This window comes from Rhodoferax sp. GW821-FHT07G04, from assembly GCF_059418585.1.
The window spans coordinates 1,631,186-1,653,723 of sequence record NZ_JBWKQD010000001.1; the positions used below are offsets into that span (position 1 = coordinate 1,631,186).

Here is a 22,538-nt window from a genome sequence, read left to right on the forward strand (position 1 = left end):
GCCTACAGCACCGCTGCGGCTATACCAATCATGAGCGCGATACCGACCAGCGTTGTCACGAATCGGGTCGCCATGAACCCACGCACGCTTTCAGCCACGCAATGCAGTGCGAATAAATGTGCATTCGGGCTCCTGCAGACGCCCAAATGGTCTCCCAGTGACAGCAATTCGACAGAGGATGTATCCGTGTTGCCCCCAAATGAGGCCGTAGTCCAGAAGCGGGTGGTATAGGTATTGGTTTTCATTGGGTGCTCCCTGTTCTGGTATGTGGAGGTCAGAGCATGGGTCGTGGGAGGCCCATGCTCTGTTCGCTGTCCCACACTCTCGTGGACAGCGTCGACAAGGACTAGCGCGGCGTGATCACGCCACGTTCGTCGGACAGCACAATTTCCACGCGACGGTTCAACTGGCGGTTCATGGCGGTGTCATTGGGCGCGACGGGGTAGGACTCACCATAACCCCGCACTGAAACCTGTCCGCGGGCAACACCCAGGTCGAAGAGCCCGTCCCGCACGGCCATGGCGCGGCGCTCCGACAGCTCCTGGTTGTGCTGTGTGCTGCCGGTACTGTCCGTGAATCCCTCGACCAGAACGGCGCGCTTGGGGTTCTGCGTCAGCACTGTGGCCAGACGTTGCACCATGCGTACGCCGTCTGCGTTCAAACGCGCCTGGTCTACAGCAAACAGCACATCGCCCAACGTGATGATGAGACCTCGCTCGGTCTTCTTGGCCGCCAGCTCGGCAAGCTGCGCTTCCAACTGCTGGTTTCTTGCATTGGCTTCGGCCGCCAGGCGCTGTGCTTCCAGTTCATTGGCCTGGGCAAGATTCTTTTGCTGTGTGGCAGAGGCTGCCGCATCGCGTGCGGCCTGTGCCGCTCGCTCGGCATCCTGGGCCTTCATCCGTGCCTGATCGGCCTCCTGCGTGCGCTGGTCCAGGCGCACCTGGTCGCGTATGGCAGTCGCACTGGCGATGTCCGCCTCGGACGCCTTGCGGGTCGCTACCTCATTGGCCAATGCGATCTTTTGCTTGCTCAGGTATGCCAGCTTGTCCACGGTTTCCAGGCTCTCGCGACCTTTTGCGGCGGCATCGGCTTTGGCCAGTGCCTCCGTTGCCGCCTGCATTTCCAGTGCGGCATAGGTCGCAATCTTCGGATTGCTCTGGGCCTGCGCGTATTCGGCGTGCGCCTGGTCCAGCAGGCTCGTCGACTTGGGGCCGCTGGCGCATGCACTGACCAGCAGGAGCGCACCAACCAGCAGGATGTGGGGGATTCGGTTTGTTTTCATGTGATTGCCTTGGAAATAGTTACTGGGAACCAGCGCGGTCCAGTTCAACCCGCAATACGCGGATGTCTTCTTGCAGCGTGGCCGAAACGGCCTGCGCCTTCGCGGACCCGGCCTTGGCCTGCGCCAGCTTGGCATCCGCTTGCGCCTGGTTGGCGTAGTCGGTGGCGGCCTTGTAGTCCTTGGCTGCCAAAGCCTGCTTGGCCAAGGCCAGCTTTTCACGTGCCTTGCGCATGTCTTCCGGCGCGAACTCGGTTCCATCGGCACTGCTGGCGTTTTCCACGGCCGCCTGCGAGACGGCGACATCGGCTGTGGCCGGCGCCTTCATGCTGCTACTGCATGCACCCAGAGCCATCCCACCGACCATGCATGCACCTATCAACCAGGATTTGGATAGATCTTTCATATTCGACTTTCTTGATAAAGAGGTTCGTCATCCGCAGACGCGTTTGTGACGACTTGGTTGTAAAGCGCATCGGGCTCCTCGTCTGTGTCTTGGCGCACGCAGGCCCTGGGGGTCGTATGTGGTGGTAGCGCTTGTGCAACACCTGGACCAGGTGCCCCGCCCGCACAACGGCCAATGTGCAATGGCGCACCGACCGGACGCTTGTGTCCCTTGACCATGCAAGGCGTACACACGGTACTCACCTACACACAAGGAAATGAAATGAAGAAAATCACACCGCTCTGCCTACTGGGCATTGCAGGCCTGGGCTCTGCCCTGGCAAGCCCAGCGTTGGCACAGGACAGCAAATACTATTACTGGGGTCTGGGGGTCGGACAGTCCCAATCGCAGATGGACGACAGGCTCACCACCGACAGCTTGCTGCGCTCATCCAATAGTCCCGGTTCGTTTACCAGCGAACGGCAGGACACTGGCTACAAGCTGTTCGGCGGCTACCAGTTCAACCGAAACCTTGGCGTCGAATTCGGATACTTCAATCTCGGCAAATTCACCTACAGCACATCCATGCCGGGCGGCACCCTGAACGGCCGGTATGAGACGGAAGGCGTCAATCTGGATCTGGTCGGAACCCTGCCCATGAGTGCGAAATGGTCTGCACTGGCCCGCGTCGGCGTGCAGTACGCCAATACCCGCGATGCGTTCAGCGGACCCGGCCTGCCGGCAACGGCGTCCAATGACAACAGCCAGCGCGCCAACAACATGAAGGTGGGTCTGGGACTGCAGTATGAGCTGACACCCGCCATCTTTGTGCGCGCAGAGGCTGAACGCTTCCGTGTCAAGGACGGACTGGGCAGCAACGGCGACGTCAACTACTACTCGATGTCGCTGGTGTTTCCGATCGGTCGCCGTGCGGCGCAGCCCGTCGCCGCCCCCGCGCCAGCGGCCTATGTCGCCCCGCCACCGCCACCCCCGCCCGAACCGGTGGTCACCCCCCCGCCACCACCGCCGCCTCCCGTGGCAATGCCCAGGAAGGTTCAGTTCTCAGCCGATTCGCTGTTCAGCTTTGACAAGGCCGTGGTCCGACCCGATGGCAAAGCGGCGCTGGACTCCTTTGCCCGTGAATTGCAAGGCACGCGCTACAGCACCATTTCTGTGGAAGGCAACACCGACCGCCTCGGCTCGGATGCCTACAACCTGAAGCTGTCGCAAGAACGCGCGGATGCCGTCAAAGCCTACTTGACCAGCAGCGCCGGCATCGATGCACGCAAGATCACCGCCGTGGGACGCGGCGAGACCAACCCGGTGACCAAGCCCGGTGACTGCAAGGGTACCAAGCCTACACCCAGCCTGATTGCCTGCCTGCAACCCGATCGCCGCGTCGACGTTGTCGTCACCGGTGAACGCTAAGCCTTTTCTATTTTTTCACCACGAAGGAAATCCCATGAAATCAAACTCTTTGAACTACGCTCTTGTCGCACTCTGCCTGTCCTTTGGTGTTGCCGCCCACGCAGACACCCTGTCCAAGGCAGAATTCAAAACCGCCAAGGAAAAAATCGAAGCCGAATACAAGGCGGCGCTCGTGCCATGCGATGCGCTGTCCGGCAATGCCAAGAAGATTTGCGTGACAGAAGCCAAGGGCAACAAGAAGGTCGCGCTGGCCAACCTGGACGCAAGCAATGAACCATCGCCAAAACACCAGCGCAATGCCAGTGACGCCAAGGCAGACGCAGCCTACGACCTGGCGCACCAAAAGTGCCAGGACATGGCGGGCAACGCCAAGGATGTATGCGTCCAGGAAGCCAAGGCTGCCCGTGTAGCCGCCCAGGCCGATGCAAAAGCCCTGCTCAAGACCAAAGAGGCCAATGCCGACGCGCGCGTGACCAGCGCGCAAGCCGCAACCAAGGCCCGCGAAAAGACCAGCGATGCCCGCAATGAAGCAACTGCCGACAAGACCGACGCCCAGTACAAGGTCGAAAAGGAGAAGTGCGACGCCATGGCCGGCGCGGCCAAGGACAACTGCCTGAACCAGGCCAAGGCGCGCTTTGGCAAATAACGCACCCATTCACCCACACTAACCCACCACAGGAGTCAACACCATGTCCAGTAAAAACACCGAAACCTCTGTCAGCCTCGTAGACCAAGCCGCCCAATCGGCAGCTGCCGCCATCGACACCACCCAGCGCTTCGCCAACCACGCCGTGGAGGGCGCTGCCCACACGCTGCAGGTCGCCCGCAAGCAGATGGTGGATAGCGCCAACCAGGCATCGGACAAGACCATCGCCTACATCCGCGACGAGCCGGTCAAGTCCATGCTGATTGCAGCGGCGACCGGCGCAACCCTGATGGCCTTGGCCCGCTTCTTCGGCGGCCGCACCAGCAGTTCACATTAGCCAAGATTCGGTCGGCGCTGCAAATCAGACATCGCCAATCACGAACCACAAAGAAAAAGGGCAGTGCCATACAGGCACTGCCCTTTTTGCTGTCACCCTGAAACGCATCCAGCGTCAGAAGCGTCCCGTCAATAGCAGAAGCAGCAGTATCAAAACCAGCAGCCCCAAGCCACCGCTAGGCCCATAGCCCCAACTGCGGCTATGGGGCCAGGACGGAAAGGCGCCCACCAGCATCAGTATCAACACAATCAGCAAAATCGTTCCAAGGCTCATACCGTTCTCCTCTAAATGGTCCTATCGAAATGAAATGCAGCGCGAGGCCATTTGTCAGGCACGGCACGGATTCAGGTTACGCAGATCGTCCAATCCCATCTGTTCGGTGGAACACATGCAGCACGGCAAGGCGGCGCTCAGTCGCCCAGCAGTTCGCCCACAGGCTTGAAGTCGTCAATGCAGTCACAGACGACCTTGATAACCACCAGAATCGGCACCCCCAGCAGCAGGCCCCACACACCCCATAGCCAGCCCCAGGCCAGCACACCGACGAAGACCGCCAGAGGATTCATCTTGTTGGCGCGGCTGGTGAGCCAGGGCGTCAGCAGAAAGGCTTCCATGCCATGGATGAGCAGCGACACGCCACTGACCAGCAAGGCCATATCCAGCGTGCCAAACTGCAGAAAGGCCACCATGGCCGAGCCCGTAGCGATGGCCACGCTGCCAACGTAGGGGACCAGGTCGAGCACACCGGCAGCAATCCCCCACACCGCCGCGTTCTCCAAACCCAAGGCCCAAAAGGCCAACCAGGTGGCCAGGCCCACGACGACGCTGGTGAACAGCTGCACCAGCAAGTAGCGTTGGATTTGGCCATGGATCTGGTTCAGGGCCTGTAGCGTGACCCTCTTTTTACCCAGGGTCGGTCCGGCAAGTCGCACGAGCTTGCGTCTGAACTGGTCGCCCGAAGCCAGCAAGAAGAAGGTCAGCAGGGCCACCGTTCCTGTCTGTCCCAGCATGGTCAGCAAGCCCATGGTACCGGTCCACAAATGGTCTTTGATGTCGAACTTGGGCTTGACGAGCTGCACCCGTTGTACTCCCCGCTTGGTGGGTACCTCTTGCGTGCTTTCCTCGGCCACCTGCTCGATCTGTGCCGCCGCTTTTTGCACCGTGGTGAGCGTGCTATCGGGTCGGCCCAAGGGCGAACGCACGGAGTCGTGCAGCTTGCGCGCGGCAACCGGCAAAAGCTCGACCAGTTTGCTCGCATCGTCACTGAGCGAATAGGCAGCGGTGCCGGCCCCTGCAGCCAAGCCCCCAATGAGCAGGGCGGCAGCGATGGTGCGCGGCACATGCCTGGCCTGCATCCAATCCACAGTGGGGGACAAGGCATAGCTGAACAACAGGGCCACCATCACTGGTATGAACAGGGCGCTGGCCCAATGCAGCGTAAAGAGGCTGGCCAGCACCGCCAGCAACACCAGCGCGGCGCTGCGCACATCCACCGGCATGTGCAGATGCACACGCGGGGGTTCCAGGGGCTCGGCTAGTACAGCGGGCGGCGGCGCGTCGTGTTCAAACGGAGGGGGGCGCCTGGGGAGTCGCGTAAAGTCTGCGTGGGCCATAGCGGCCTCCGCTCTCGCCCGCCCTACAGGTGCAGGCTCCTGCCATGGCCCAAAGCGCGTTGTGCCGATGCCTGGTGGTCACCCTGCCGTTTTTCGGCCCCACCCAGCACTTGGCGCTGCAGACCCCGCAGCGCCTGCGTCCGACTCCCCACCAATAGGCCTGCCTGCTCTTGCACCCGGCCCAGCAGGCTTTTTACCGTGCCGTTGAATTGGTTTGCGTTCATGTTGGCCTTTCGTGCGAGGGGTGAACACATCCCCCCGCACACTGGCAGAGGGCTTGTGTTTGCATCGTAGAAAGCACCGCCCTACGACTCCGTTCGCTGCCGCACACAAGCGCGCACGCAGGCCTAGGGTTTGCCCGTACGCATCACCGCCTCCGCGGTCTGGCGTATCAGCTGCAGCGTGGCCTGTTGGGTCAGCGTGCTGGGGCGTTGCGAACTGGTCGCCACCGATACGCGGGTGCGCAGCACCGGCTCGCAAATGGCCCGCAGTGTGTACACCCCTGGCCGTACCGAACTGGCCACCGCATTGCGCGACAGCACGGCGCTACCTGCGCCGTCAGCCACCAGGTCCAGGATGGCGGACACGCCATCGATCTCCAGCGCCACGGTGGGGCGGCAGCCGATATTGGCCATCTCCGCCTCCACCTGCATGCGGATCGCATTCGGCCGGCTGGGTATCACCAGCGGCAACGGTGCCACATCCCGCAGCGCGATGGGGCGCGGCTTGGGGTCTTGGGGCAGGCCTGGCGGGCGCAGTTGCACCAGGAACAGGTCTTCATCCTGCAAGGGACTGGTTTCTATTTCAGGGCTGGACTGGGCGTTGTACAGCAGGGCAATGTCCAGCCGCCCGTTGACCAGGGACTCCTGCATGGCCACCGACAGCCCCTCGCTGATCGAAATGGTGGCGTCCGGCATCTGCTGGCGAAAGGCCCGGGTCAGCGGCACGGCCAGCAAGCGCGCCAGGCTGGGCGGCATGCCCACCGCCACGCGACCGGCCAGCACGCCGCGCACGCGACCCAGCTCTTCCTTGGCGCGCTCCACCTGGTGCAGGATGCCGCGGCCATGGGCCAACAGCAGCTTGCCGGCCTCGGTGGGCACGGCGCCGCGGCCATTGCGCGTCAGCAGGTTCTGGCGCAGCTCCACCTCCAGCAGGCGCACCTGACGGCTCAGCGCGGGCTGCGCCACGTCCAGCGCAATGGCCGCGCGGGTGAAGCTGCCCATCTCGGCCACGCGCACGAAATACTCCAGTTGCTTGAGGTCCATAGTCTTTGCCGAAATAACTTGGCTTCAATTATGCCGATTTGGGATAGCTGCTAGTACCCACCCGGGCTTACCAAAACCCGGGCGGGGGCACAGAATGGCGTCCATGCACAGCGCTGCCACGTCCTCTTCGCCGCCGCCCCTTGTCGGCATATCCTCCATGGCCACGCGGCTGTTGCTCGGTGAGCTGGCGGCGGCCTATGCCGAGCGCGGCGGCCAGGCCATCCGGTTCGAATCGGTCGGTGGCGTGGATGCAGCCAAGCGCGTGCAGGTGGGTGAGGCCTTCGACGTGGTCGTTCTCGCGTCCGACGCCATAGACAAACTCCTAGCCACCGGCCACTTGCGGCCCGACAGCAAGGTGGATCTGGTGCACTCCGGCGTAGCCGTCGCCGTGCGCGCGGGTACGCCGCCGCCGGACATCACCGATGAAGAGGCGGTGCGCCAGGCCGTGCTGTCTGCCGCCACGCTGGGCTATTCCACCGGGCCGAGTGGCGTCGCACTGGCCCAGCTGTTCGAACGCTGGGGTATTGCCGAGCAGATCAAGCCCCGCATCGTCACCGCGCCGCCCGGTGTGCCGGTGGGCAGCTTGGTGGCATCGGGCGCGGTGGCGCTGGGTTTCCAGCAGCTCAGCGAACTGCTGCATGTGGAAGGCATTGCCATTGTCGGCCCGCTGCCACCGGCCATACAGATCACGACGACGTTTTCAGCCGCCATCACCACGGTGTGCACACGGGTGGAGGACGCACGCGCGTTGCTGGCCTATATGGCCTCCAGCGACACAGCGCCCGCCAAACGCCGCCAGGGCATGGTACCCGTTTGATATGAATTTGATAGCGGTATACGCAGGATTGACGAGGGCTAGAGGCCAAAACGCCAACAGAGGGACTAGAACATGATTATCGACTGCCACGGCCACTACACCACGGCCCCCAAGGCGCTAGAGACCTGGCGCAACCAGCAGATTGCGGGTATCAAAGACCCCGGCGCCATGCCAAAGGTCTCTGACCTGAAGATCAGTGACGACGAGCTGCGTGAATCGATTGAAACCAACCAGTTGCGCCTGATGAAGGAGCGCGGCAGTGATGTCACGCTGTTCAGCCCGCGCGCCAGCTTCATGGCCCACCATATTGGCGACTTCAATGTCTCCAGCACCTGGGCGGCCATCTGCAACGAGTTGTGCTACCGCGTTAGCCAGTTGTTCCCCGACCATTTCGTACCGGTGGCCATGCTGCCGCAAAGCCCCGGGGTGGACCCGGCCACCTGCATCCCCGAACTGGAGAAGTGCGTCAAGCAATACGGCAATGTGGGTATCAACCTGAACCCCGATCCATCGGGCGGCCACTGGACATCCCCGCCGCTGTCCGACAAGCACTGGTACCCGATCTACGAGAAGATGGTGGAGTACGACATTCCCGCCATGGTCCACGTGTCCACCAGCTGCAACGCGTGCTTCCACACCACCGGCGCGCACTACCTGAATGCCGACACCACAGCCTTCATGCAGTGCCTGACCAGTGACCTGTTCAAGGACTTCCCGACACTCAAATTCCTGATCCCCCACGGCGGCGGCGCCGTGCCCTACCACTGGGGACGGTTCCGCGGCCTGGCCCAGGAGCTGAAAAAGCCGCTGCTGCAAGACCATTTGTTGAACAACATCTTCTTCGACACCTGCGTCTACCACCAACCCGGCATCGACCTGCTGAACACGGTCATCCCGGTCAAGAACGTGCTGTTTGCCAGCGAGATGATCGGCGCTGTGCGCGGCATAGACCCCGAGACTGGCCACTACTACGACGACACCAAGCGCTACATCGAGGCCTCCAAGATCTTGAGTGTCGCCGACCGCCATCAGATTTACGAGGGCAATGCCCGACGCGTTTTTCCACGGCTGGATGCATTGCTCACACAGAAAGGCCAATAGCCATGACCACTTTAGGCATCGTCAAACGCAACATCACCCGCGCCGACAAGTCCGCGGTAGACAAACTCTCCCGCTTCGGCGTCGCCACCATCCACGAGGCCATGGGCCGCGTCGGGCTGATGAAGCCCTACATGCGCCCCATTTACACCGAAGCAAAAATCTGCGGAACCGCAGTCACCGTGCTGCTGCAACCGGGCGACAACTGGATGATGCATGTGGCGGCCGAACAGATCCAGCCGGGTGACGTGGTGGTGGCGGCCTGCACCACCGACAACGAAGACGGTTTCTTTGGCGATCTGCTGGCTACCTCGTTCAAGGCGCGCGGTGCGGTGGGCCTGGTCATCGACGGTGGTGTGCGGGACGTGAAGGATTTGACAGAGATGGGCTTCCCCGTGTTCAGCAAGGCCATACACGCCAAGGGCACGATCAAGGCGACGTTGGGGTCGGTGAATATTCCAGTCGTTTGCGCGGGTGCGCAGGTCAATCCAGGCGATGTTGTAGTTGCGGATATCGACGGAGTTGTAGTTGTGCCGGCTGCGATGGCGCAGAAGGTGGCGGATGCGGCTGAAGCGCGTGAAGCGAATGAGGGGGACAAGCGGGCTATCTTTGCTTCCGGTGTCTTGGGACTGGACTATTACAAGATGCGGGAGGGGTTGGAGAAGGCTGGGCTCCGCTATATCGACTGAGCGCCTGGGCGGCTGGGCGTTCTGCTCCGTGTCCCCCGGCCGCAAGCGGCCTCCTCCTTTACCTGCGCAGAACGCCCAGCCACCCAGGCTTTTGGCACTTGGACAAATCAACCTCTAGCCCTCGTATTGATTACATGTATCGCTATTTAATTAATAGCAAATATTTGAAAACCTATGGAATTCACTAAAACCCCAGGCTGGCTGGATTGGTATTCAGGCCCCAGCAAACCCCGCTTCTCGCTCCCTGCTGGCAGTGTGGACGCGCACTGCCATGTGTTTGGCCCCGGCGACACATTTCCCTATGCGCCCGAGCGCAAGTACACGCCGTGCGACGCGTCCAAGGACCAGTTGTTTGCACTGCGCGACCACCTGGGCTTCGACAAGAACGTCATCGTGCAAGCCACCTGCCATGGGTCAGACAACCGGGCACTGGTCGACGCGCTGCTGGCCTCCAACAACCGGGCACGCGGCGTGGCCACCGTCAAGCGGGATGTGACCGACGCGGAGCTGCAGGTCATGCATGCGGCAGGTGTACGCGGCACGCGCTTCAATTTTGTCAAGCGTCTGGCCGACTTCACGCCGCGCGAGGTGCTGCTGGAAATTGCCCAGCGCATCGCGCCGCTGGGCTGGCATGTGGTGGTCTACTTCGAGGCACAAGACCTGCCGGAGCTGTACGACTTCTTCACCACACTGCCGACCACGGTGGTGGTGGACCACATGGGCCGCCCCGACGTCAGCAAGCCGGTGGAGGGCCCGGAGTTCGCGCTGTTCGTGAAGATGCTGCGTGAGCACCCCACTATCTGGAGCAAGGTGAGCTGCCCCGAGCGCCTCAGTGTCGGCGGACCGCCCGCACTCAATTGCGAACAGCATGCGTATGCCGATGTGGTCCCCTTTGCCAAACACCTGGTCGAAACCTTTCCAGACCGCGTGCTGTGGGGCACCGACTGGCCGCACCCGAACCTGAAAAACCATATGCCCGACGACGGCCTGCTGGTGGACTACATTCCCCACATCGCAACCACGCCGGAGCTGCAACGCAAGCTGCTGGTCGACAACCCGACGCGGCTGTACTGGAGCTGAAACCCATGTCACTCGACAAACCTTACCTGGACGTACCAGGCACCACGGTCTTCGATGCCGAGCAAAGCCGCCGGGGCTACCACCTGAACCAGTTCTGCATGTCGCTGATGCAGGCCGCCAACCGCGACCGCTTCAAGGCCGACGAGCGCGCCTACCTGGACGAATGGGCCATGAGCGAGGAGCAGAAGCAAGCCGTGCTGGCCCGCGACCTGAACCGCTGCATCGCGGCGGGTGGCAACATTTACTTCCTGGCAAAGATTGGCGCCACCGATGGCAAGAGCTTTCAGCAAATGGCCGGCAGCATGACCGGCATGACCGAAGAGGAATACCGCAACATGATGATCGCTGGCGGCCGCTCGGTGGAGGGCAACCGTGTCATCGGTGAAGACGGCGACGCGCAAGCCCATCGCCAACCCCAGGGCAGCGCAGGCCACAAGAAGAGCATCTAGAACATGGCAAAAATCACCGCTTCCGTCTACACCTCCCACGTGCCCGCCATTGGCGCCGCCATCGACCTGGGCAAGACCCAGGAGCCGTATTGGCAGCCCGTCTTCAAGGGTTATGAATTCTCTAAGCAATGGATGCGGGACAACACACCCGATGTGATTTTTCTCGTCTTCAATGACCACGCAACGGCCTTCAGTCTGGACATGATTCCCACCTTTGCGATCGGCACCGCGGCGTCCTACCAGCCCGCCGACGAAGGCTGGGGGCCGCGCCCGGTGCCGGTGGTGCAGGGCCACCCGGAGCTGGCCGCGCACATTGCGCAGTCCGTCATCCAGCAGGACTTTGACTTAACAATAATCAACAAGATGGCGGTGGATCACGGACTGACCGTGCCGCTGTCGCTGATGTGCGGCCAGCCCCCCGCGTCCGACTTCCACTGGCCCTGCCCGGTGATCCCGTTTGCCGTCAACGTGGTGCAGTACCCGGTGCCCAGCGGCCAGCGCTGCTTCAACCTGGGCAAGGCGATCCGCAAAGCGGTGGAGAGCTACGACCAGGATCTGAAGGTGCAGATCTGGGGCACCGGCGGCATGAGCCACCAGTTGCAGGGACCGCGCGCAGGCCTCATCAACCGGGAGTTCGACAACGCCTTCCTGGACCGCCTGATCGCCGACCCCGCCGGCCTGGCCCGCATGCCCCACATCGACTATGTGCGTGAAGCCGGCAGCGAGGGCATTGAGCTGGTGATGTGGCTGATTGCCCGCGGCGCGATGGATGACGTGGCGGGCAACGCAGATGCTTCCAAAACGATAGCATCACAGTCAAACTCCGCGAGGGCTAGGCACCGCTTTTACCATGTGCCTGCCTCGAATACGGCCGTTGGCCACCTGATACTCGAAAACCCATAACCCTTCCATACCCATGAGCACCAAACCCATCAAAGTAGCCCTGGCCGGCGCAGGCGCCTTCGGCATCAAGCACCTGGACGGCATCAAAAATATAGACGGCGTAGAGGTCGTATCCCTGGTCAGCCGTGAACTGGACAAGACCCGCGAGATCGCCGCGAAGTACGGCATCGCCCACGTCACCACGGACCTGGCCGACAGCCTGGCGCTGAAGGAGGTGGACGCCGTCATCCTGTGCACGCCCACGCAAATGCACGCCGCACAAACCACCGCCTGCCTGCAAGCCGGCAAACATGTGCAGGTGGAGATTCCGCTGGCGGATTCGCTGCAAGGTGCACAGGATGTGGTGACGCTGGCCCAGCGCAGCGGCCTGGTCGCCATGTGCGGCCACACGCGCCGCTTCAACCCCAGCCACCAGTATGTGCACAACAAAATCCAGGCCCAAGAATTCAACATCCAGCAGATGGATGTACAAACCTATTTCTTCCGCCGCAGCAACATGAATGCGTTGGGCCAGGCCCGCAGTTGGACGGACCACCTGCTGTGGCACCACGCGGCGCACACGGTGGATTTATTTGCCTACCAGTGTGGCAGCCCCATCGTGAAGGCCAACGCCATCCAGGGACCGATACACCCAACGCTGGGCATTGCGATGGACATGAGCATCCAGTTGAAGGCGGCCAATGGCGCCATCTGCACACTGAGCTTGAGCTTCAACAACGACGGCCCGCTGGGCACCTTCTTCCGCTACATCGGCGACAGCGCAACCTACATCGCGCGTTACGACGATTTGTTCAATGGCAAAGAGGAGAAGATCGACGTGAGCCAGGTGGCGGTGTCCATGAACGGCATCGAACTGCAGGACCGCGAATTCTTTGCCGCCATCCGCGAGGGCCGCGAGCCCAACAGCAGCGTGGCCCAGGTGCTGCCGTGCTACCAGGTGCTGCACGACCTGGAGCGACAACTGCAAGCCTAGGGCAGCGCTTACTCCACAGGCGCCTTGGCCGCATCGATGTACTGCGGCGTCAACCGAGCCCGCCCTATGCCATTCCACAGGCGCTGCGCCACGTCACCATGCTGGGCGATGAACTGGTTGGACAGCGCGAGGTAGTAGGTCGCGTTGGAGAACGTGGCGGGAAGCGCTTCGATCTTGCCGGCGTACTGCGGACTCAGCAGCAGCCTGCGCCCTTCTGCCTCGGTGCCTATGACGATATCGCCACGTCCGGCCAGCATTTTCTGGAAGTTGGCCTCCATGCTCTTGCCGTGCTCGTCCGTGGGCACATGCAGGCTCTTGAGACGCTCAGGGATGACCAGGCTGCCGTATTGCGACAGTACCGGCTGGACCACGGCCGTGAAGCGCTTGCCATCCCAATCCGCGCTACTGCCCACCCGCCGGTACGCAAGGGTGCGGACGACGGCGGTGGCACGTGCAGGGTCGGGCGCATCACCCTTCATCGGAAAGCCCACCAGCGCCACCACGGCAGGTGCATAGGGCGTGACCGGGTAGCCATCCACATCCCCGGAGCGCACCCCTTCCAGGCAGCGCCGCGCGGGCGCGGGCATGTACTGAATGACGACACCCGCTTCTTGTGCGGCCATCTTGACCAGGAGGCCGGCGGTGCCGCCGCCCGACGCATCGATGAACGGCAACTGGGCTTTCTCGCCCAGGCAGAGGCGCAAGGTCACCATTGGCGCTGGCTGCGCCTGCGCGGACGCACACAACAGCAGCACGGGTAAGCACCAGCGGCACCACGACGACAGCATCGACGATCCTGGTTGAAGCGATGCGGAAATTATAGGCAGCGCACCGCCATGCATCCCCCAGCAAGGCTGAGGGATCGGGGATGGGTTTTAGGGATTGCCCAGGAAATCTCGCTTGCCGATCTCCACGCCGTTGTGGCGCAAGATGGCGTAGGCCGTAGTGATATGGAAGTAGAAGTTGGGCACGGCGTGGCCCAGCAGGAATTGCATGCCCTTGTAGTGGGTTTCTTTTTCACCGCGCTTGGTGACGATGTCCTTGTCTTCGGTGCCATCGATCTGCGCCGGTGTGATGGTCTGGATGAAGGCAATGGTCTTGGCGACGCGGGCTTTCAGCTCGGCGATAGTTTTCTCATTGTCTTCAAACACCGGGATGTCCACACCGGCTAGGCGCGCGACCACGCCCTTGGCGGAATCGCAGGCGATCTGCACCTGGGTGGTCATGGGCAGCATATCGGGGAACAGGCGAAAGGCGGTCAGGCTGGCGTCGCTGAGTTTTTTGGCTTCGACATGGGCCTGGGCCTTGTCGAGAATATTGGACAGATTGCCCAGGATGTTGACGAAACGGGGCACGCTGGCTTGGTACATGGAGATGGTCATGGGAATCCTCTTATGGGTCGTCGCGGGTTCGCGGCGCGCCATGGTAACGGGTATCCCCAGATCCTGCAGGCGACCCACCAATCTCCTTGGCAGGGCCAGCTTCGATGCCCCGGCTGCTCTCAGGCGAACACCTGCTCCAGCACCAGGCCATGGGCCGGCGTGGCCGGGCGGCGTCCCGTGGACTGCGGCCGCTGCGCCATACCGGATGTGACCGCGATGCTGGACGGTTGCATGGCATAGATCAGCGCGCGCTTGTGCTCGGCATTGGTGAAGCTGTCGCCGGCCTCCAGTACATAGTCGCGCAGGTCGTTGTCCAAGGTGATCCACACCGTGCCATCGCGGCAGACAATCTGCACGCCTGCGGCATCCGGCAGGTTGAACATGGCCCGGCGCTCCAGGTTGAGGTCGAAGTGTTGTGGGCTGCTGGTGGTGGGATTCGGGTTTGTCATGGTGGCTCCTTTTACATGCACTATGGGAATGAATATACTGACATGCACCCCTTCATTCAAACGGCGAATTGGAATACTTTGCATGCGCTATCGGAATGCGAACTCAGTCACCGCCGTGCCCCAGGGGGCCGGCATTGCCCGGGGCGAGCTGCCCCGGCTGGAGTTGTTGCGCGCCTTTGAAGCGGCGGCACGCCTGCTGAGCTTCACGCTGGCCGCCGATGAGCTGGCGCTGACACAGTCTGCCGTCAGCCGGCAGATCCAGACCCTGGAAGCCGACCTGGGCGTGGCCCTGTTTGAGCGGCGCCACCGCGCACTGGCGCTGACCGATGCGGGCCGGGTCATGCAGCGCGCCGTGGTGGAGAGCCTGGAGCGCCTGCGCGATGCCACGGCCCGCGTGCGGGCCAGCACCGGCGCCCAGATGCGCCAGGTGTCCATTACCACGACACCCGGCTTTGCGTCGCTGTGGTTGATACCGCGGTTGGCAAAATTCACAGCCAGCCACCCCGGTGTGGATGTGCGCGTGTCGGCCACGATGGAGGTGCTGGACCTGGACCGCAGCCGCATCGACCTGGCCGTGCGCTTCTGCCCCATGGCCCCGGGCCTGGGGCCGCCGCTGTTTGAAGAATCGGTGCTACCGGTTTGCGCCCCCCAGCTCGTGCGGCAGGGCAGCCACCCGCTGCGCAAGCCGGCAGACCTGCAGCACCACACGCTGCTGGCCGTGGAGACCCCGCAGGGCATGGCGCTGACGGCCGACTGGGCGCCCTGGTTTGAGATCATGGGCCTGTCGGACCTGCACATGAAAAACACGATGCGCTTCACCCAGTATGCCGACGCCATTGCCGCCGCCATCGCCGGCCAGGGCGTGGTCATAGGCCGCATGCCCCTGCTCAACGAATTACTGCGCGATGGACGCTTGGTGGCACCGTTCCAGGGCCAGGCCGCATCGCGCCGCGGCTACTACATCGCCGCCTCGGCGCGCGCGGCCAACAACCCCGACGCGCAGGACTTCGCGCGCTGGCTGCGCACCGAGGCCGAAGGCTTGCACCAACCATGACGACCCACACCATCACCTCTCCCCTACCATCGGCACACCGTTTGGCGCTGGCAGTATTGGCCTGCACAGCCCTGCTGGCCCATGCCAATGCACCCGACGAGGCCGCATTGGGCAAAGCCCAGGGCTACCCCGCTGCACCCAAGCTCTCACAGGCTTACCAGGAGCGCTACATCGTGGGCTCGTTCAGCGCCATGGACAGTCTGGTTCCGCATTGCACACTGCCACCATCACCCCAACCGCTGGCCCTGCCCCAGGCCGAAACCGAGACCGCTTTCCACTACCGCTTCCGCGGCCAGACCTACACGCTGGACGACTACATGCAGCGCCAACGCGCGACTGCGGTGCTGGTGCTCAAAGACGGTGTGGTCGTGGCCGAGCGCTACAACTACGGACGCGGCCCCGGCATGCGCATGCTGTCCAACTCCATGGCCAAGACCATTACCGCCTTGGCCCTGGGCCAGGCGCTGGAAGAAGGCCTGATCCGCTCGCTGGACGACACGGCCGCCACCTATGTGCCCGCCCTGCAGGGCAGCCTGTATGGCGAGACCCGCATCGTGCACTTGCTGCGCATGGCCTCGGGCGCCCGCTATGTGGAGGACTACACAGCCTATGACGACCGCGCCCGCTTCAACGCCACGATGCGGCGCGATGGCGTGGTGTCGGCCGCGCGCAGCATCACCGAGCGCGAAGCGCTAGAGGGCGAGCGCTTCAACTATGCCGGCGCCCAGACCCAGGTGCTGGGTCTGGTGCTGCGCGCTGCCACCGGCAAGACGCTGTGCGACTACGTGGCCACCAAGCTCTGGCACCCCCTGGGTGCAGAGGCCAGTGCCACGTGGCAAACCAATACGGTGGACCAGGTAGAGCTGGCCCAAGGCGGCTTCAATGCCACCGTGCGCGACTACGCCCGCCTGGGCTGGATGCTGGCCAACGATGGCGCCGTCAACGGCCACCAACTGCTGTCGCGCGAGTACCTGCTAGACATGACCGACGCCACGCGCCAACCCCAAGCATTTCGTCCCGGCCACATGCTGCACAAAGGCAACGCCTATGCGGGCTATGGCTACCAGACCTGGCTGCTACCCGGCAGCCACCGTCGCTTTGCGCTGCAAGGGGTCTATGGCCAAGCCATCTTTGTCGACCCGGAATTGAAGCTGGTCATGGTGCACACCGCCGTGGGCAAGGATGCATCCGGCGATGCCAGCGGCAACCACCTGGGTGCGGAGCGCGACGCGTTGTTCCGCGGCGTGGTCGCGCAGTACGGCGCGTGGTAAGCCCTACAACACACCTACCGCGGGGCCTGGCAGCTCCAGACCAGGGAAGTATTGCCGGAAGGTTTTCTCGAATGTCTTGTCGCGCTTCATCTGGACCAGGGTCTCGTTCCAACGCGCGACCAAGGCCGGGTCCGTGCCTTGCGAGGCCGCGATGTACAACTGCTTGTGCATGAACACAAACACCAGCTTGAAGTCCGATGCCCTGTAGCCCGCCTCTTCTGCCAGGGCCTGCAGATTGGTCGGCGAGCCGGCGAACAGCGTGATGCGCCCGGCCATCAGCTTCTTCACATTGGAGAGGTTGCTGTTGGCACGGTCCAAGTTGTTGAAACCCAGCGTGGTCAAGACCTGGTCACGCACATCACCGCGGTAGACACCGATGGACGCCACCTTCTTGGCATCCTCCAGGTTGCCAATGCTCAACGTAGAGTCGGAGCGCACGTAGAAGGCGTAGGTGTTGTCAAAGATGGGCCCAATCCACTGGTACAGGCTGTCGCGCTCGGCCGTGCGAGCCATCGAGAACAGCAGCGTATTCGGCGCTGCGCCCAGGCGATTCAGGCCGCGGGCCCAGGGTACGAGCTGGATGTCGTCGCCGTTGTCGGTGCGCCGCTGGATCTCACGCACCACATCGGCTGCGAAGCCCGCAGCCCTGCCGTCGGCACCTTGGAATTGCAAGGGCTTGTTGTCTTCGCAGTAGATGCTCAAGCTTTGGGCCGAGAGCATCCCGCAGGACAGCAGACCCGCCAGAAGGAGGAACAAGATTTTCATGCAGGGGCCGGCCAGGCCTTGGGGCCCGGCACTACAGAGGCGCCAGCAGCAGCGGTCCGAGAGGGACAGCTACTTCTTGGCGTAGTCTTCCATGGGCTTGTCGTTCAAGTTGGCCCAGGCGGCCTTGGTAGTCTCGGTGGCCGGCAGGCCTACGCGGGTGTTCTTGGGTGGCACGGGCTGCACAAACCACTTGTCATAGATCTTGGCCAACTCGCCGGACTGTTGCAGTTCGCGGATGCTGTCGTCGGCCAGCTTTTTGAAGGCCGCATCGTCCTTCTGGAACATGATGGCAATGGGCTCCACGCTCAAGGCTTCCCCCACGATCTTGAAGTCGGCCGGCGTCCTGGCGGTGGCGATATGGCCCGCCAGAATCTGGCCGTCCATCAGGAAGGCATCAGCCCGGCCGGACTCCAGCAACTGGAAGCTGTCGGCATGGTCATTGCCAAACGCCTCATTGAACTCCACGCCATTGGCCCGCGCCTGGCGGCGTAAGGTTTGCACGGAAGTCGTGCCGCGGGTGGTGGCCACCGTCTTGCCGCCCAGGCTCTTGACGGAAGTAATACCCGAGCTGGCCCGCACGGCCAGGCGCACTTCTTCCACATAGGTGGTCAGCGCAAAGGCCACTTCCTTTTGGCGCGCCTGGTTATTGGTGGTGGAGCCGCATTCGATATCCACACGACCGGCCTGCACCAGCTCGATACGGTTTTGCGAGGTGACCGGCAGGTAGCGCACCTCCAGCTTGCGGCCAATGGCTTTCTCGGCATTGGCGATGATGTGCTGGCAGATCTCCACATGGTAGCCGCCATACTTGCCGGCACCCAGCGCATACGACAGCACGCCGGAAGACTCGCGGACGCCCATGGTGACGACCCCACTGCTCTTGAGTTTGGCCAAAAGATCGGCGGGCTGGGCACTGGCCATCTGGGGGGCGGAAGCCACAGCCATCAGTACGGCCGTCGTTGCAAATATGTGTCGTATGTTCATGCCAGCCTCTGTGCGATGTTTCACTGTGAACCAGACGATTGCAGCCCTGCCTTATTCGCAACCGGGGTGCTCCGTCTGCCATAACCTGGGCGAATGTTAGTACGGCACAGCATGCAAGTGGCTGTCAACTTGCAAATTGGCGATGCCGAATCGGCATGGGCCAATGCAAGGCCAATGCAAGGCCAATGCAAGAGAAGGTTGCAGCAAATATTGTCCAGCACCAACCGGCCGCGCACAACGCCGTCGGTCCTTTCCCGCTAAAACACCGACAGCCCCGTCTTGGCCACAAACAACTCCAGCGCCATACGCCCCAGGTAGGAGTTACCGGTTTTATCCAGCGCCGGTGACCACACACAAAGGCTCAGCCGGTCGGGCACCACGGCCACAATGCCGCCGCCCACGCCGCTCTTGCACGGCAGGCCAATGCGAAACGCAAACTCCCCTGCCGCGTCATAGGTGCCGCAGGTCAGCATGATGGCGTTGACGCGGCGCACCTGGGCTTCGCTGATGACCGGTGTGCCGTTATAAGGGTGGCGGCCATCGCGGCACAGGTAGCCAGCCGCACGTGCCACCTGCACGCAGCTCATGCGGATGGCACATTGGTTGAAGTAGGCGTCCAGCACGCGGTCCACCGCGTTGTCCAGCGTGCCAAAACCTTTCATGAAATTGGCCAGGGCCGCATTGCGGTAGCCGGTATCGGCCTCGGACTGTGCCACCTCGGGGTCTATCGCAATCGGTTCCGCGCACAGGCTGGACAACAGGGCCAGCAAATCGGTTTTGGCATCGCCCAGCGTCAACAAACGGTCGGCCACTGCAATGGCCCCGGCATTGATGAAGGGGTTGCGCGGGATGCCGCGTTCGGTCTCCAACTGCACCAGAGAATTGAATGGGCTGCCCGAAGGCTCACGCCCTATGCGCTGCCACAGCGCGTCACCCAGGCCGCGTATGGCCAGCGTCAGCGAAAACACCTTGGACATGCTCTGGATGGAAAACGGCGTGGCACTATCGCCCGCCGCCGCTTCCTCGCCATCGCAAGTGCGCAGCGCCATGCCAAATTGCCGGGGCGACACGCGTGCCAGTGCTGGAATGTAAGTGGCGACCTGGCCGCCGCTACCGAGCAGCGGGGTGATTTCAGCAGTGATCTCGTCCAGTACGGATTGGAATTCCATGGCAGTGGGGAGCGGCATGGCGCGAGGGCCTGGCAATAGCGCCAAGGCCATAATAAACCGCGAAGCCCCGATCGTGGGGCGCGAACAAGAGGTAACGCAGGAAAGCGGCTAGTTCACGGTCTGCAGCGCGACCTCGGCCGGTTCAAAGAACAGGCAGGCCCGCTCGTAACGCTGCACTTCCTCAAAGGGGTATTTGATAGCCCCATCCACCTTGATATAGCGCGGCCCCGTGCCCACTGCGGCCGCCAGGCTGATGGACGACTCCGAGCGCCCCCAGCGCTTGGCCAGTTCGCCCTGTGACAGCAGTTGCTTGGATGTGGCGTCCATCGAATTCTCCCGGTTTCGTTTCTCACTTGTGCCATTGTTGTATCGACCGGCCCGCCAGAAAGTGAAGATGTGTGCGGATTTTCCGGCCTTTATTCCATACACCCGCTTTGGGTAGGTGGCTCGCTTTGTGTACATTGGATGCTCACTCCATTTCCCCCGACGCCATGCAAGCACTCCGCACCCGCTTCATCTCCCAATTGGCTGCTCTGCTGCTGTGCAGCGGCGCCTGCCTGTTGTCTACCGCCCTGGCTCAACCGGCGACGCTCTCGCCTGCTCAGGGAAGCTGGGGCAACCTGCAAGGCGAAAAGGGCGCGCGTACACTGCAATTCCAAGGGACTGCCAGCTTGCTGGGCAAGACGGTCCCCGTGACACTGACGTTCTTTTGCAGCACAACACTCAGTAAGAACGCGCAGGGGGCATTGGGTATGGACCTGGAGGTGTCCCAGGTCGCATCTCTGGCACCCTTCCCCTTCGATGACTTTGAAGGACCGGACGCAAGCACCAACGGCCAGAACTTGTTGACAGCCAAGGTCTACACAAGCGACGGTGCGCCGGCCCTGGGCTTCAGCGCATCACCCAGCGGCTCATATGCCCGCGCGGATGTTTTTATGTTTGAAGTGTCAGCCGTGACGCGCCAGCCCAAGAGCACGGCCAGGTCCATTTTGACGGCGCTGGCCAACGCGAAAAGCGAGCGCCTGGATATTCGCATCGCAGACCCACGCGATTCCAAGCGTGCGTTGGAGATTTCGATTCCTGTGGCGGGCCAGCATATGGCCTTCAAGGCCTTGTTAAAACCTTAAGCGAGCGCCCATGAAAAAGGGCACCAGGTTTCCCTGGCACCCCCAAACCGACCAACAGTTTGAATCAGTTCACTTGGTCGCAGCGTCCGCTGGCTGAGCGGCAGTCTTTGCAACAGTTTTGTTAGTGCGGCTGTGCTTGACTTTCTTAGCTGTATGTTTCACTGGCGTGGCAGTGTCGGTGGGTGTTGCAGCCGGTGCAGCAGCGGTCACCGTGGCGGTGGGCGCTGTGGTGGGCTTTGCAGTAGCCACCGGGGTTTGTGCGAAGGATGCAAGGGCCACACCGGACAACACGGAAGCAGCGATCAGGGACTTGATATTCAACATGGTTTAACACTCACTCATTGGCAACAGTCGCATAAGCTCCGACCGTCTCGAGCGGTCCAACATATGCGTCGGACTTGTACACACAACGCCGCGTTTTTCTGCACCGTTGACGGCGTTTACTTTTATTTACCTATTGCCTTTTTCAACACACAGACCACTTGTGCTGGCGCCTAGGTGACCGACAAAGGCGTGGCTTGCTTCTAAGCTTGCCGCGATTCATTCCATCCGCATGCATGAAAAGGAATAGCGAAGCATGAAAGATCTCTTCTCACTCCAAGGCCGCACGGCATTGATCACCGGTGGCTCACGCGGCATAGGCCGCATGATTGCCGAAGGCTTTCTCGCGCAAGGGGCCAGGGTATATATCAGCGCACGCAAAGCCGTGGCCTGCGATGCAACCGCGGCTGAGTTGTCGGCACTGGGGCACTGCGTGTCTTTGCCCGCGGATGTGTCGACGGTGGAGGGTTCCAAAGCCTTGGTCGCCGCCTACGCGAAGCATGAGGACCAACTCGACATCCTGGTCAACAACGCCGGTGCGGCCTGGGGCGCGCCCTTTGATGACTTCCCCGAAAGCGGCTGGGACAAGGTTGTGGACCTGAATCTGAAGACCCCCTTCTTTCTGACCCAGGCCCTGCATGCGCACTTGCGCAAGGCTGCGCAAACACGGCCCGCCAAGGTCATCAACATCGCCTCCATCGACGGCGTTTCCGTCAATCCCATGGAGACCTACTCCTACGCGGCCAGCAAGGCCGGTCTGATCCAGTTGACACGCCGCATGGCGCTGCGATTGGTGCAGGACAACATCATCGTCACCGCGATTGCGCCCGGCGCCTTTGCGTCCGACATGAACAAGGATGCGCGCGACCACGCGGACGAAATTTCGGGCCATATCCCCGCAGGCCGCATTGGCAGCAACGAAGACATGGCCGGCGCCGCTATCTACCTGGCATCGCGCGCGGGCGACTACGTGGTCGGGTCCACACTGGTCGTGGATGGGGGCGTCACACACGCGCGGGGTTGAGGCGTGCACGGCACCCGCAGGGGCAACCGC

Annotated in this window: 29 protein-coding genes; 14 read left to right on the plus strand and 15 right to left on the minus strand. The window is 62.3% G+C overall.

Translation table 11 applies throughout. The features are described from left to right. Positions 1-2: 2 nt before the first annotated feature. From AC07OO_RS07530 to AC07OO_RS07540, 3 genes are all read right to left on the minus strand, one after another. Positions 3-245 carry a hypothetical protein gene (locus AC07OO_RS07530; protein ID WP_495081429.1) on the minus strand — a complete coding sequence of 81 codons (243 nt, stop codon included), beginning with the start codon at positions 243-245 and terminating at the stop codon, positions 3-5. Between the two features lie 101 nt (positions 246-346). Continuing rightward, positions 347-1,282: an OmpA family protein gene (locus AC07OO_RS07535; RefSeq protein WP_495081430.1), complete on the minus strand. Its 936-nt coding sequence runs from the start codon at positions 1,280-1,282 to the stop codon at positions 347-349. A 19-nt stretch (positions 1,283-1,301) separates the two neighbouring features. After that, positions 1,302-1,685 (minus strand): DUF4398 domain-containing protein, encoded by a 384-nt coding sequence (locus AC07OO_RS07540; protein ID WP_495081431.1) that lies wholly within the window; start codon positions 1,683-1,685, stop codon positions 1,302-1,304. Positions 1,686-1,946: 261 nt separating this feature from the next. On the opposite strand from AC07OO_RS07540, the gene AC07OO_RS07545 reads away from it, so the two are divergent. From AC07OO_RS07545 to AC07OO_RS07555, 3 genes are read left to right on the plus strand one after another with little or no spacing between them, the layout of a single operon-like run. Then, complete coding sequence (locus AC07OO_RS07545) at positions 1,947-3,092, plus strand: OmpA family protein (RefSeq protein ID WP_495081432.1); 1,146 nt, start codon at positions 1,947-1,949, stop codon at positions 3,090-3,092. 34 nt (positions 3,093-3,126) lie between these two features. Continuing rightward, entirely contained in the window at positions 3,127-3,738 is a 612-nt protein-coding gene (locus tag AC07OO_RS07550; RefSeq protein WP_495081433.1) for a hypothetical protein, read from the plus strand. Between the two features lie 43 nt (positions 3,739-3,781). After that, a complete protein-coding gene (locus AC07OO_RS07555; RefSeq protein ID WP_495081434.1) occupies positions 3,782-4,075 on the plus strand; it encodes a hypothetical protein in 294 nt (97 codons plus the stop codon). Between the two features lie 114 nt (positions 4,076-4,189). Here AC07OO_RS07555 and AC07OO_RS07560 read toward each other — a convergent pair whose 3' ends face one another. The 4 genes from AC07OO_RS07560 to AC07OO_RS07575 all read right to left on the minus strand — a co-directional run bounded on the left by AC07OO_RS07560 (position 4,190) and on the right by AC07OO_RS07575 (position 6,953). After that, a complete protein-coding gene (locus AC07OO_RS07560; RefSeq protein ID WP_495081435.1) occupies positions 4,190-4,348 on the minus strand; it encodes a DUF3309 family protein in 159 nt (52 codons plus the stop codon). A gap of 137 nt (positions 4,349-4,485) precedes the next feature. Then, positions 4,486-5,586, minus strand: coding sequence for an AI-2E family transporter (locus tag AC07OO_RS07565; RefSeq protein WP_495081436.1), 1,101 nt, complete (start codon positions 5,584-5,586; stop codon positions 4,486-4,488). 125 nt (positions 5,587-5,711) lie between these two features. After that, positions 5,712-5,912 carry a CsbD family protein gene (locus AC07OO_RS07570; protein WP_495081437.1) on the minus strand — a complete coding sequence of 67 codons (201 nt, stop codon included), beginning with the start codon at positions 5,910-5,912 and terminating at the stop codon, positions 5,712-5,714. A gap of 123 nt (positions 5,913-6,035) precedes the next feature. Next, a complete protein-coding gene (locus tag AC07OO_RS07575; RefSeq protein WP_495081438.1) occupies positions 6,036-6,953 on the minus strand; it encodes a LysR substrate-binding domain-containing protein in 918 nt (305 codons plus the stop codon). A gap of 103 nt (positions 6,954-7,056) precedes the next feature. Between AC07OO_RS07575 and AC07OO_RS07580 the strand changes: the two genes are divergently transcribed. The 7 genes from AC07OO_RS07580 (at position 7,057) to AC07OO_RS07610 (ending at position 12,962) form a co-directional block, all read left to right on the plus strand. Next, positions 7,057-7,770: a substrate-binding domain-containing protein gene (locus tag AC07OO_RS07580; RefSeq protein ID WP_495081439.1), complete on the plus strand. Its 714-nt coding sequence runs from the start codon at positions 7,057-7,059 to the stop codon at positions 7,768-7,770. A gap of 72 nt (positions 7,771-7,842) precedes the next feature. Then, complete coding sequence (locus AC07OO_RS07585) at positions 7,843-8,871, plus strand: amidohydrolase family protein (RefSeq protein WP_495081440.1); 1,029 nt, start codon at positions 7,843-7,845, stop codon at positions 8,869-8,871. A gap of 2 nt (positions 8,872-8,873) precedes the next feature. Further along, the gene (gene ligK / locus AC07OO_RS07590; RefSeq protein ID WP_495081441.1) at positions 8,874-9,557 is read left to right on the plus strand and encodes a 4-carboxy-4-hydroxy-2-oxoadipate aldolase/oxaloacetate decarboxylase; all 684 of its coding nucleotides are present in this window, start codon (positions 8,874-8,876) and stop codon (positions 9,555-9,557) included. 174 nt (positions 9,558-9,731) lie between these two features. Further along, positions 9,732-10,637 (plus strand): amidohydrolase family protein, encoded by a 906-nt coding sequence (locus tag AC07OO_RS07595; protein WP_495081442.1) that lies wholly within the window; start codon positions 9,732-9,734, stop codon positions 10,635-10,637. A 5-nt stretch (positions 10,638-10,642) separates the two neighbouring features. Next, entirely contained in the window at positions 10,643-11,086 is a 444-nt protein-coding gene (gene ligA, locus AC07OO_RS07600; RefSeq protein ID WP_495081443.1) for a protocatechuate 4,5-dioxygenase subunit alpha, read from the plus strand. A gap of 3 nt (positions 11,087-11,089) precedes the next feature. After that, positions 11,090-11,989 carry a class III extradiol dioxygenase subunit beta gene (locus AC07OO_RS07605; RefSeq protein ID WP_495081444.1) on the plus strand — a complete coding sequence of 300 codons (900 nt, stop codon included), beginning with the start codon at positions 11,090-11,092 and terminating at the stop codon, positions 11,987-11,989. Between the two features lie 13 nt (positions 11,990-12,002). Further along, the gene (locus tag AC07OO_RS07610; RefSeq protein ID WP_495081445.1) at positions 12,003-12,962 is read left to right on the plus strand and encodes a Gfo/Idh/MocA family oxidoreductase; all 960 of its coding nucleotides are present in this window, start codon (positions 12,003-12,005) and stop codon (positions 12,960-12,962) included. Between the two features lie 8 nt (positions 12,963-12,970). Here the strand turns inward: AC07OO_RS07610 and AC07OO_RS07615 are convergent, their stop codons facing one another. The 3 genes from AC07OO_RS07615 to AC07OO_RS07625 all read right to left on the minus strand — a co-directional run bounded on the left by AC07OO_RS07615 (position 12,971) and on the right by AC07OO_RS07625 (position 14,793). Continuing rightward, the gene (locus AC07OO_RS07615; RefSeq protein WP_495081446.1) at positions 12,971-13,750 is read right to left on the minus strand and encodes a hypothetical protein; all 780 of its coding nucleotides are present in this window, start codon (positions 13,748-13,750) and stop codon (positions 12,971-12,973) included. Between the two features lie 87 nt (positions 13,751-13,837). Next, positions 13,838-14,344, minus strand: a complete 507-nt coding sequence (locus AC07OO_RS07620; protein ID WP_495081447.1) for a DUF1993 domain-containing protein — start codon at positions 14,342-14,344, stop codon at positions 13,838-13,840. 119 nt (positions 14,345-14,463) lie between these two features. Further along, entirely contained in the window at positions 14,464-14,793 is a 330-nt protein-coding gene (locus AC07OO_RS07625) for a DUF2917 domain-containing protein (RefSeq protein WP_495081448.1), read from the minus strand. 82 nt (positions 14,794-14,875) lie between these two features. Between AC07OO_RS07625 and AC07OO_RS07630 the strand changes: the two genes are divergently transcribed. Beyond that, the gene (locus tag AC07OO_RS07630; protein ID WP_495081449.1) at positions 14,876-15,847 is read left to right on the plus strand and encodes a LysR substrate-binding domain-containing protein; all 972 of its coding nucleotides are present in this window, start codon (positions 14,876-14,878) and stop codon (positions 15,845-15,847) included. Further along, positions 15,844-17,118 (plus strand): serine hydrolase domain-containing protein, encoded by a 1,275-nt coding sequence (locus AC07OO_RS07635; protein WP_495081450.1) that lies wholly within the window; start codon positions 15,844-15,846, stop codon positions 17,116-17,118. Before AC07OO_RS07630 ends, AC07OO_RS07635 begins: the two co-directional genes overlap by 4 nt. A 3-nt stretch (positions 17,119-17,121) precedes the next feature. Here the strand turns inward: AC07OO_RS07635 and AC07OO_RS07640 are convergent, their stop codons facing one another. From AC07OO_RS07640 to AC07OO_RS07655, 4 genes are all read right to left on the minus strand, one after another. Further along, positions 17,122-17,883, minus strand: coding sequence for a substrate-binding periplasmic protein (locus tag AC07OO_RS07640; protein WP_495081451.1), 762 nt, complete (start codon positions 17,881-17,883; stop codon positions 17,122-17,124). Between the two features lie 69 nt (positions 17,884-17,952). After that, entirely contained in the window at positions 17,953-18,828 is an 876-nt protein-coding gene (locus tag AC07OO_RS07645) for an amino acid ABC transporter substrate-binding protein (protein ID WP_495081792.1), read from the minus strand. 296 nt (positions 18,829-19,124) lie between these two features. Beyond that, positions 19,125-20,036 (minus strand): glutaminase, encoded by a 912-nt coding sequence (locus AC07OO_RS07650; protein ID WP_495081452.1) that lies wholly within the window; start codon positions 20,034-20,036, stop codon positions 19,125-19,127. Between the two features lie 108 nt (positions 20,037-20,144). Next, positions 20,145-20,363, minus strand: coding sequence for a helix-turn-helix transcriptional regulator (locus AC07OO_RS07655; protein ID WP_495081453.1), 219 nt, complete (start codon positions 20,361-20,363; stop codon positions 20,145-20,147). Between the two features lie 164 nt (positions 20,364-20,527). On the opposite strand from AC07OO_RS07655, the gene AC07OO_RS07660 reads away from it, so the two are divergent. After that, positions 20,528-21,163: a hypothetical protein gene (locus tag AC07OO_RS07660; RefSeq protein WP_495081454.1), complete on the plus strand. Its 636-nt coding sequence runs from the start codon at positions 20,528-20,530 to the stop codon at positions 21,161-21,163. Positions 21,164-21,232: 69 nt separating this feature from the next. Here AC07OO_RS07660 and AC07OO_RS07665 read toward each other — a convergent pair whose 3' ends face one another. Then, positions 21,233-21,487, minus strand: a complete 255-nt coding sequence (locus tag AC07OO_RS07665; RefSeq protein ID WP_495081455.1) for a hypothetical protein — start codon at positions 21,485-21,487, stop codon at positions 21,233-21,235. Between the two features lie 253 nt (positions 21,488-21,740). On the opposite strand from AC07OO_RS07665, the gene AC07OO_RS07670 reads away from it, so the two are divergent. Further along, a complete protein-coding gene (locus AC07OO_RS07670; RefSeq protein WP_495081456.1) occupies positions 21,741-22,508 on the plus strand; it encodes an SDR family oxidoreductase in 768 nt (255 codons plus the stop codon). Positions 22,509-22,538 lie beyond the last annotated feature (30 nt).

Coding starts and splice junctions, on each gene's coding strand:
- AC07OO_RS07575 (WP_495081438.1), bottom strand. CDS start 6,953: ATGGACCTCAAGCAACTGGAGTATTTCGTGCGCGTGGCCGAGATGGGC.
- AC07OO_RS07670 (WP_495081456.1), top strand. CDS start 21,741: ATGAAAGATCTCTTCTCACTCCAAGGCCGCACGGCATTGATCACCGGT.
- AC07OO_RS07655 (WP_495081453.1), bottom strand. CDS start 20,363: ATGGACGCCACATCCAAGCAACTGCTGTCACAGGGCGAACTGGCCAAG.
- ligK (WP_495081441.1), top strand. CDS start 8,874: ATGACCACTTTAGGCATCGTCAAACGCAACATCACCCGCGCCGACAAG.
- AC07OO_RS07535 (WP_495081430.1), bottom strand. CDS start 1,282: ATGAAAACAAACCGAATCCCCCACATCCTGCTGGTTGGTGCGCTCCTG.
- AC07OO_RS07540 (WP_495081431.1), bottom strand. CDS start 1,685: ATGAAAGATCTATCCAAATCCTGGTTGATAGGTGCATGCATGGTCGGT.
- AC07OO_RS07570 (WP_495081437.1), bottom strand. CDS start 5,912: ATGAACGCAAACCAATTCAACGGCACGGTAAAAAGCCTGCTGGGCCGG.
- AC07OO_RS07605 (WP_495081444.1), top strand. CDS start 11,090: ATGGCAAAAATCACCGCTTCCGTCTACACCTCCCACGTGCCCGCCATT.
- ligA (WP_495081443.1), top strand. CDS start 10,643: ATGTCACTCGACAAACCTTACCTGGACGTACCAGGCACCACGGTCTTC.
- AC07OO_RS07635 (WP_495081450.1), top strand. CDS start 15,844: ATGACGACCCACACCATCACCTCTCCCCTACCATCGGCACACCGTTTG.
- AC07OO_RS07665 (WP_495081455.1), bottom strand. CDS start 21,487: ATGTTGAATATCAAGTCCCTGATCGCTGCTTCCGTGTTGTCCGGTGTG.
- AC07OO_RS07585 (WP_495081440.1), top strand. CDS start 7,843: ATGATTATCGACTGCCACGGCCACTACACCACGGCCCCCAAGGCGCTA.
- AC07OO_RS07545 (WP_495081432.1), top strand. CDS start 1,947: ATGAAGAAAATCACACCGCTCTGCCTACTGGGCATTGCAGGCCTGGGC.
- AC07OO_RS07595 (WP_495081442.1), top strand. CDS start 9,732: ATGGAATTCACTAAAACCCCAGGCTGGCTGGATTGGTATTCAGGCCCC.
- AC07OO_RS07640 (WP_495081451.1), bottom strand. CDS start 17,883: ATGAAAATCTTGTTCCTCCTTCTGGCGGGTCTGCTGTCCTGCGGGATG.
- AC07OO_RS07560 (WP_495081435.1), bottom strand. CDS start 4,348: ATGAGCCTTGGAACGATTTTGCTGATTGTGTTGATACTGATGCTGGTG.
- AC07OO_RS07610 (WP_495081445.1), top strand. CDS start 12,003: ATGAGCACCAAACCCATCAAAGTAGCCCTGGCCGGCGCAGGCGCCTTC.
- AC07OO_RS07615 (WP_495081446.1), bottom strand. CDS start 13,750: ATGCTGTCGTCGTGGTGCCGCTGGTGCTTACCCGTGCTGCTGTTGTGT.
- AC07OO_RS07630 (WP_495081449.1), top strand. CDS start 14,876: ATGCGCTATCGGAATGCGAACTCAGTCACCGCCGTGCCCCAGGGGGCC.
- AC07OO_RS07530 (WP_495081429.1), bottom strand. CDS start 245: ATGAAAACCAATACCTATACCACCCGCTTCTGGACTACGGCCTCATTT.
- AC07OO_RS07645 (WP_495081792.1), bottom strand. CDS start 18,828: ATGGCTGTGGCTTCCGCCCCCCAGATGGCCAGTGCCCAGCCCGCCGAT.
- AC07OO_RS07580 (WP_495081439.1), top strand. CDS start 7,057: ATGCACAGCGCTGCCACGTCCTCTTCGCCGCCGCCCCTTGTCGGCATA.
- AC07OO_RS07620 (WP_495081447.1), bottom strand. CDS start 14,344: ATGACCATCTCCATGTACCAAGCCAGCGTGCCCCGTTTCGTCAACATC.
- AC07OO_RS07660 (WP_495081454.1), top strand. CDS start 20,528: ATGCAAGCACTCCGCACCCGCTTCATCTCCCAATTGGCTGCTCTGCTG.
- AC07OO_RS07555 (WP_495081434.1), top strand. CDS start 3,782: ATGTCCAGTAAAAACACCGAAACCTCTGTCAGCCTCGTAGACCAAGCC.
- AC07OO_RS07625 (WP_495081448.1), bottom strand. CDS start 14,793: ATGACAAACCCGAATCCCACCACCAGCAGCCCACAACACTTCGACCTC.
- AC07OO_RS07650 (WP_495081452.1), bottom strand. CDS start 20,036: ATGGAATTCCAATCCGTACTGGACGAGATCACTGCTGAAATCACCCCG.
- AC07OO_RS07550 (WP_495081433.1), top strand. CDS start 3,127: ATGAAATCAAACTCTTTGAACTACGCTCTTGTCGCACTCTGCCTGTCC.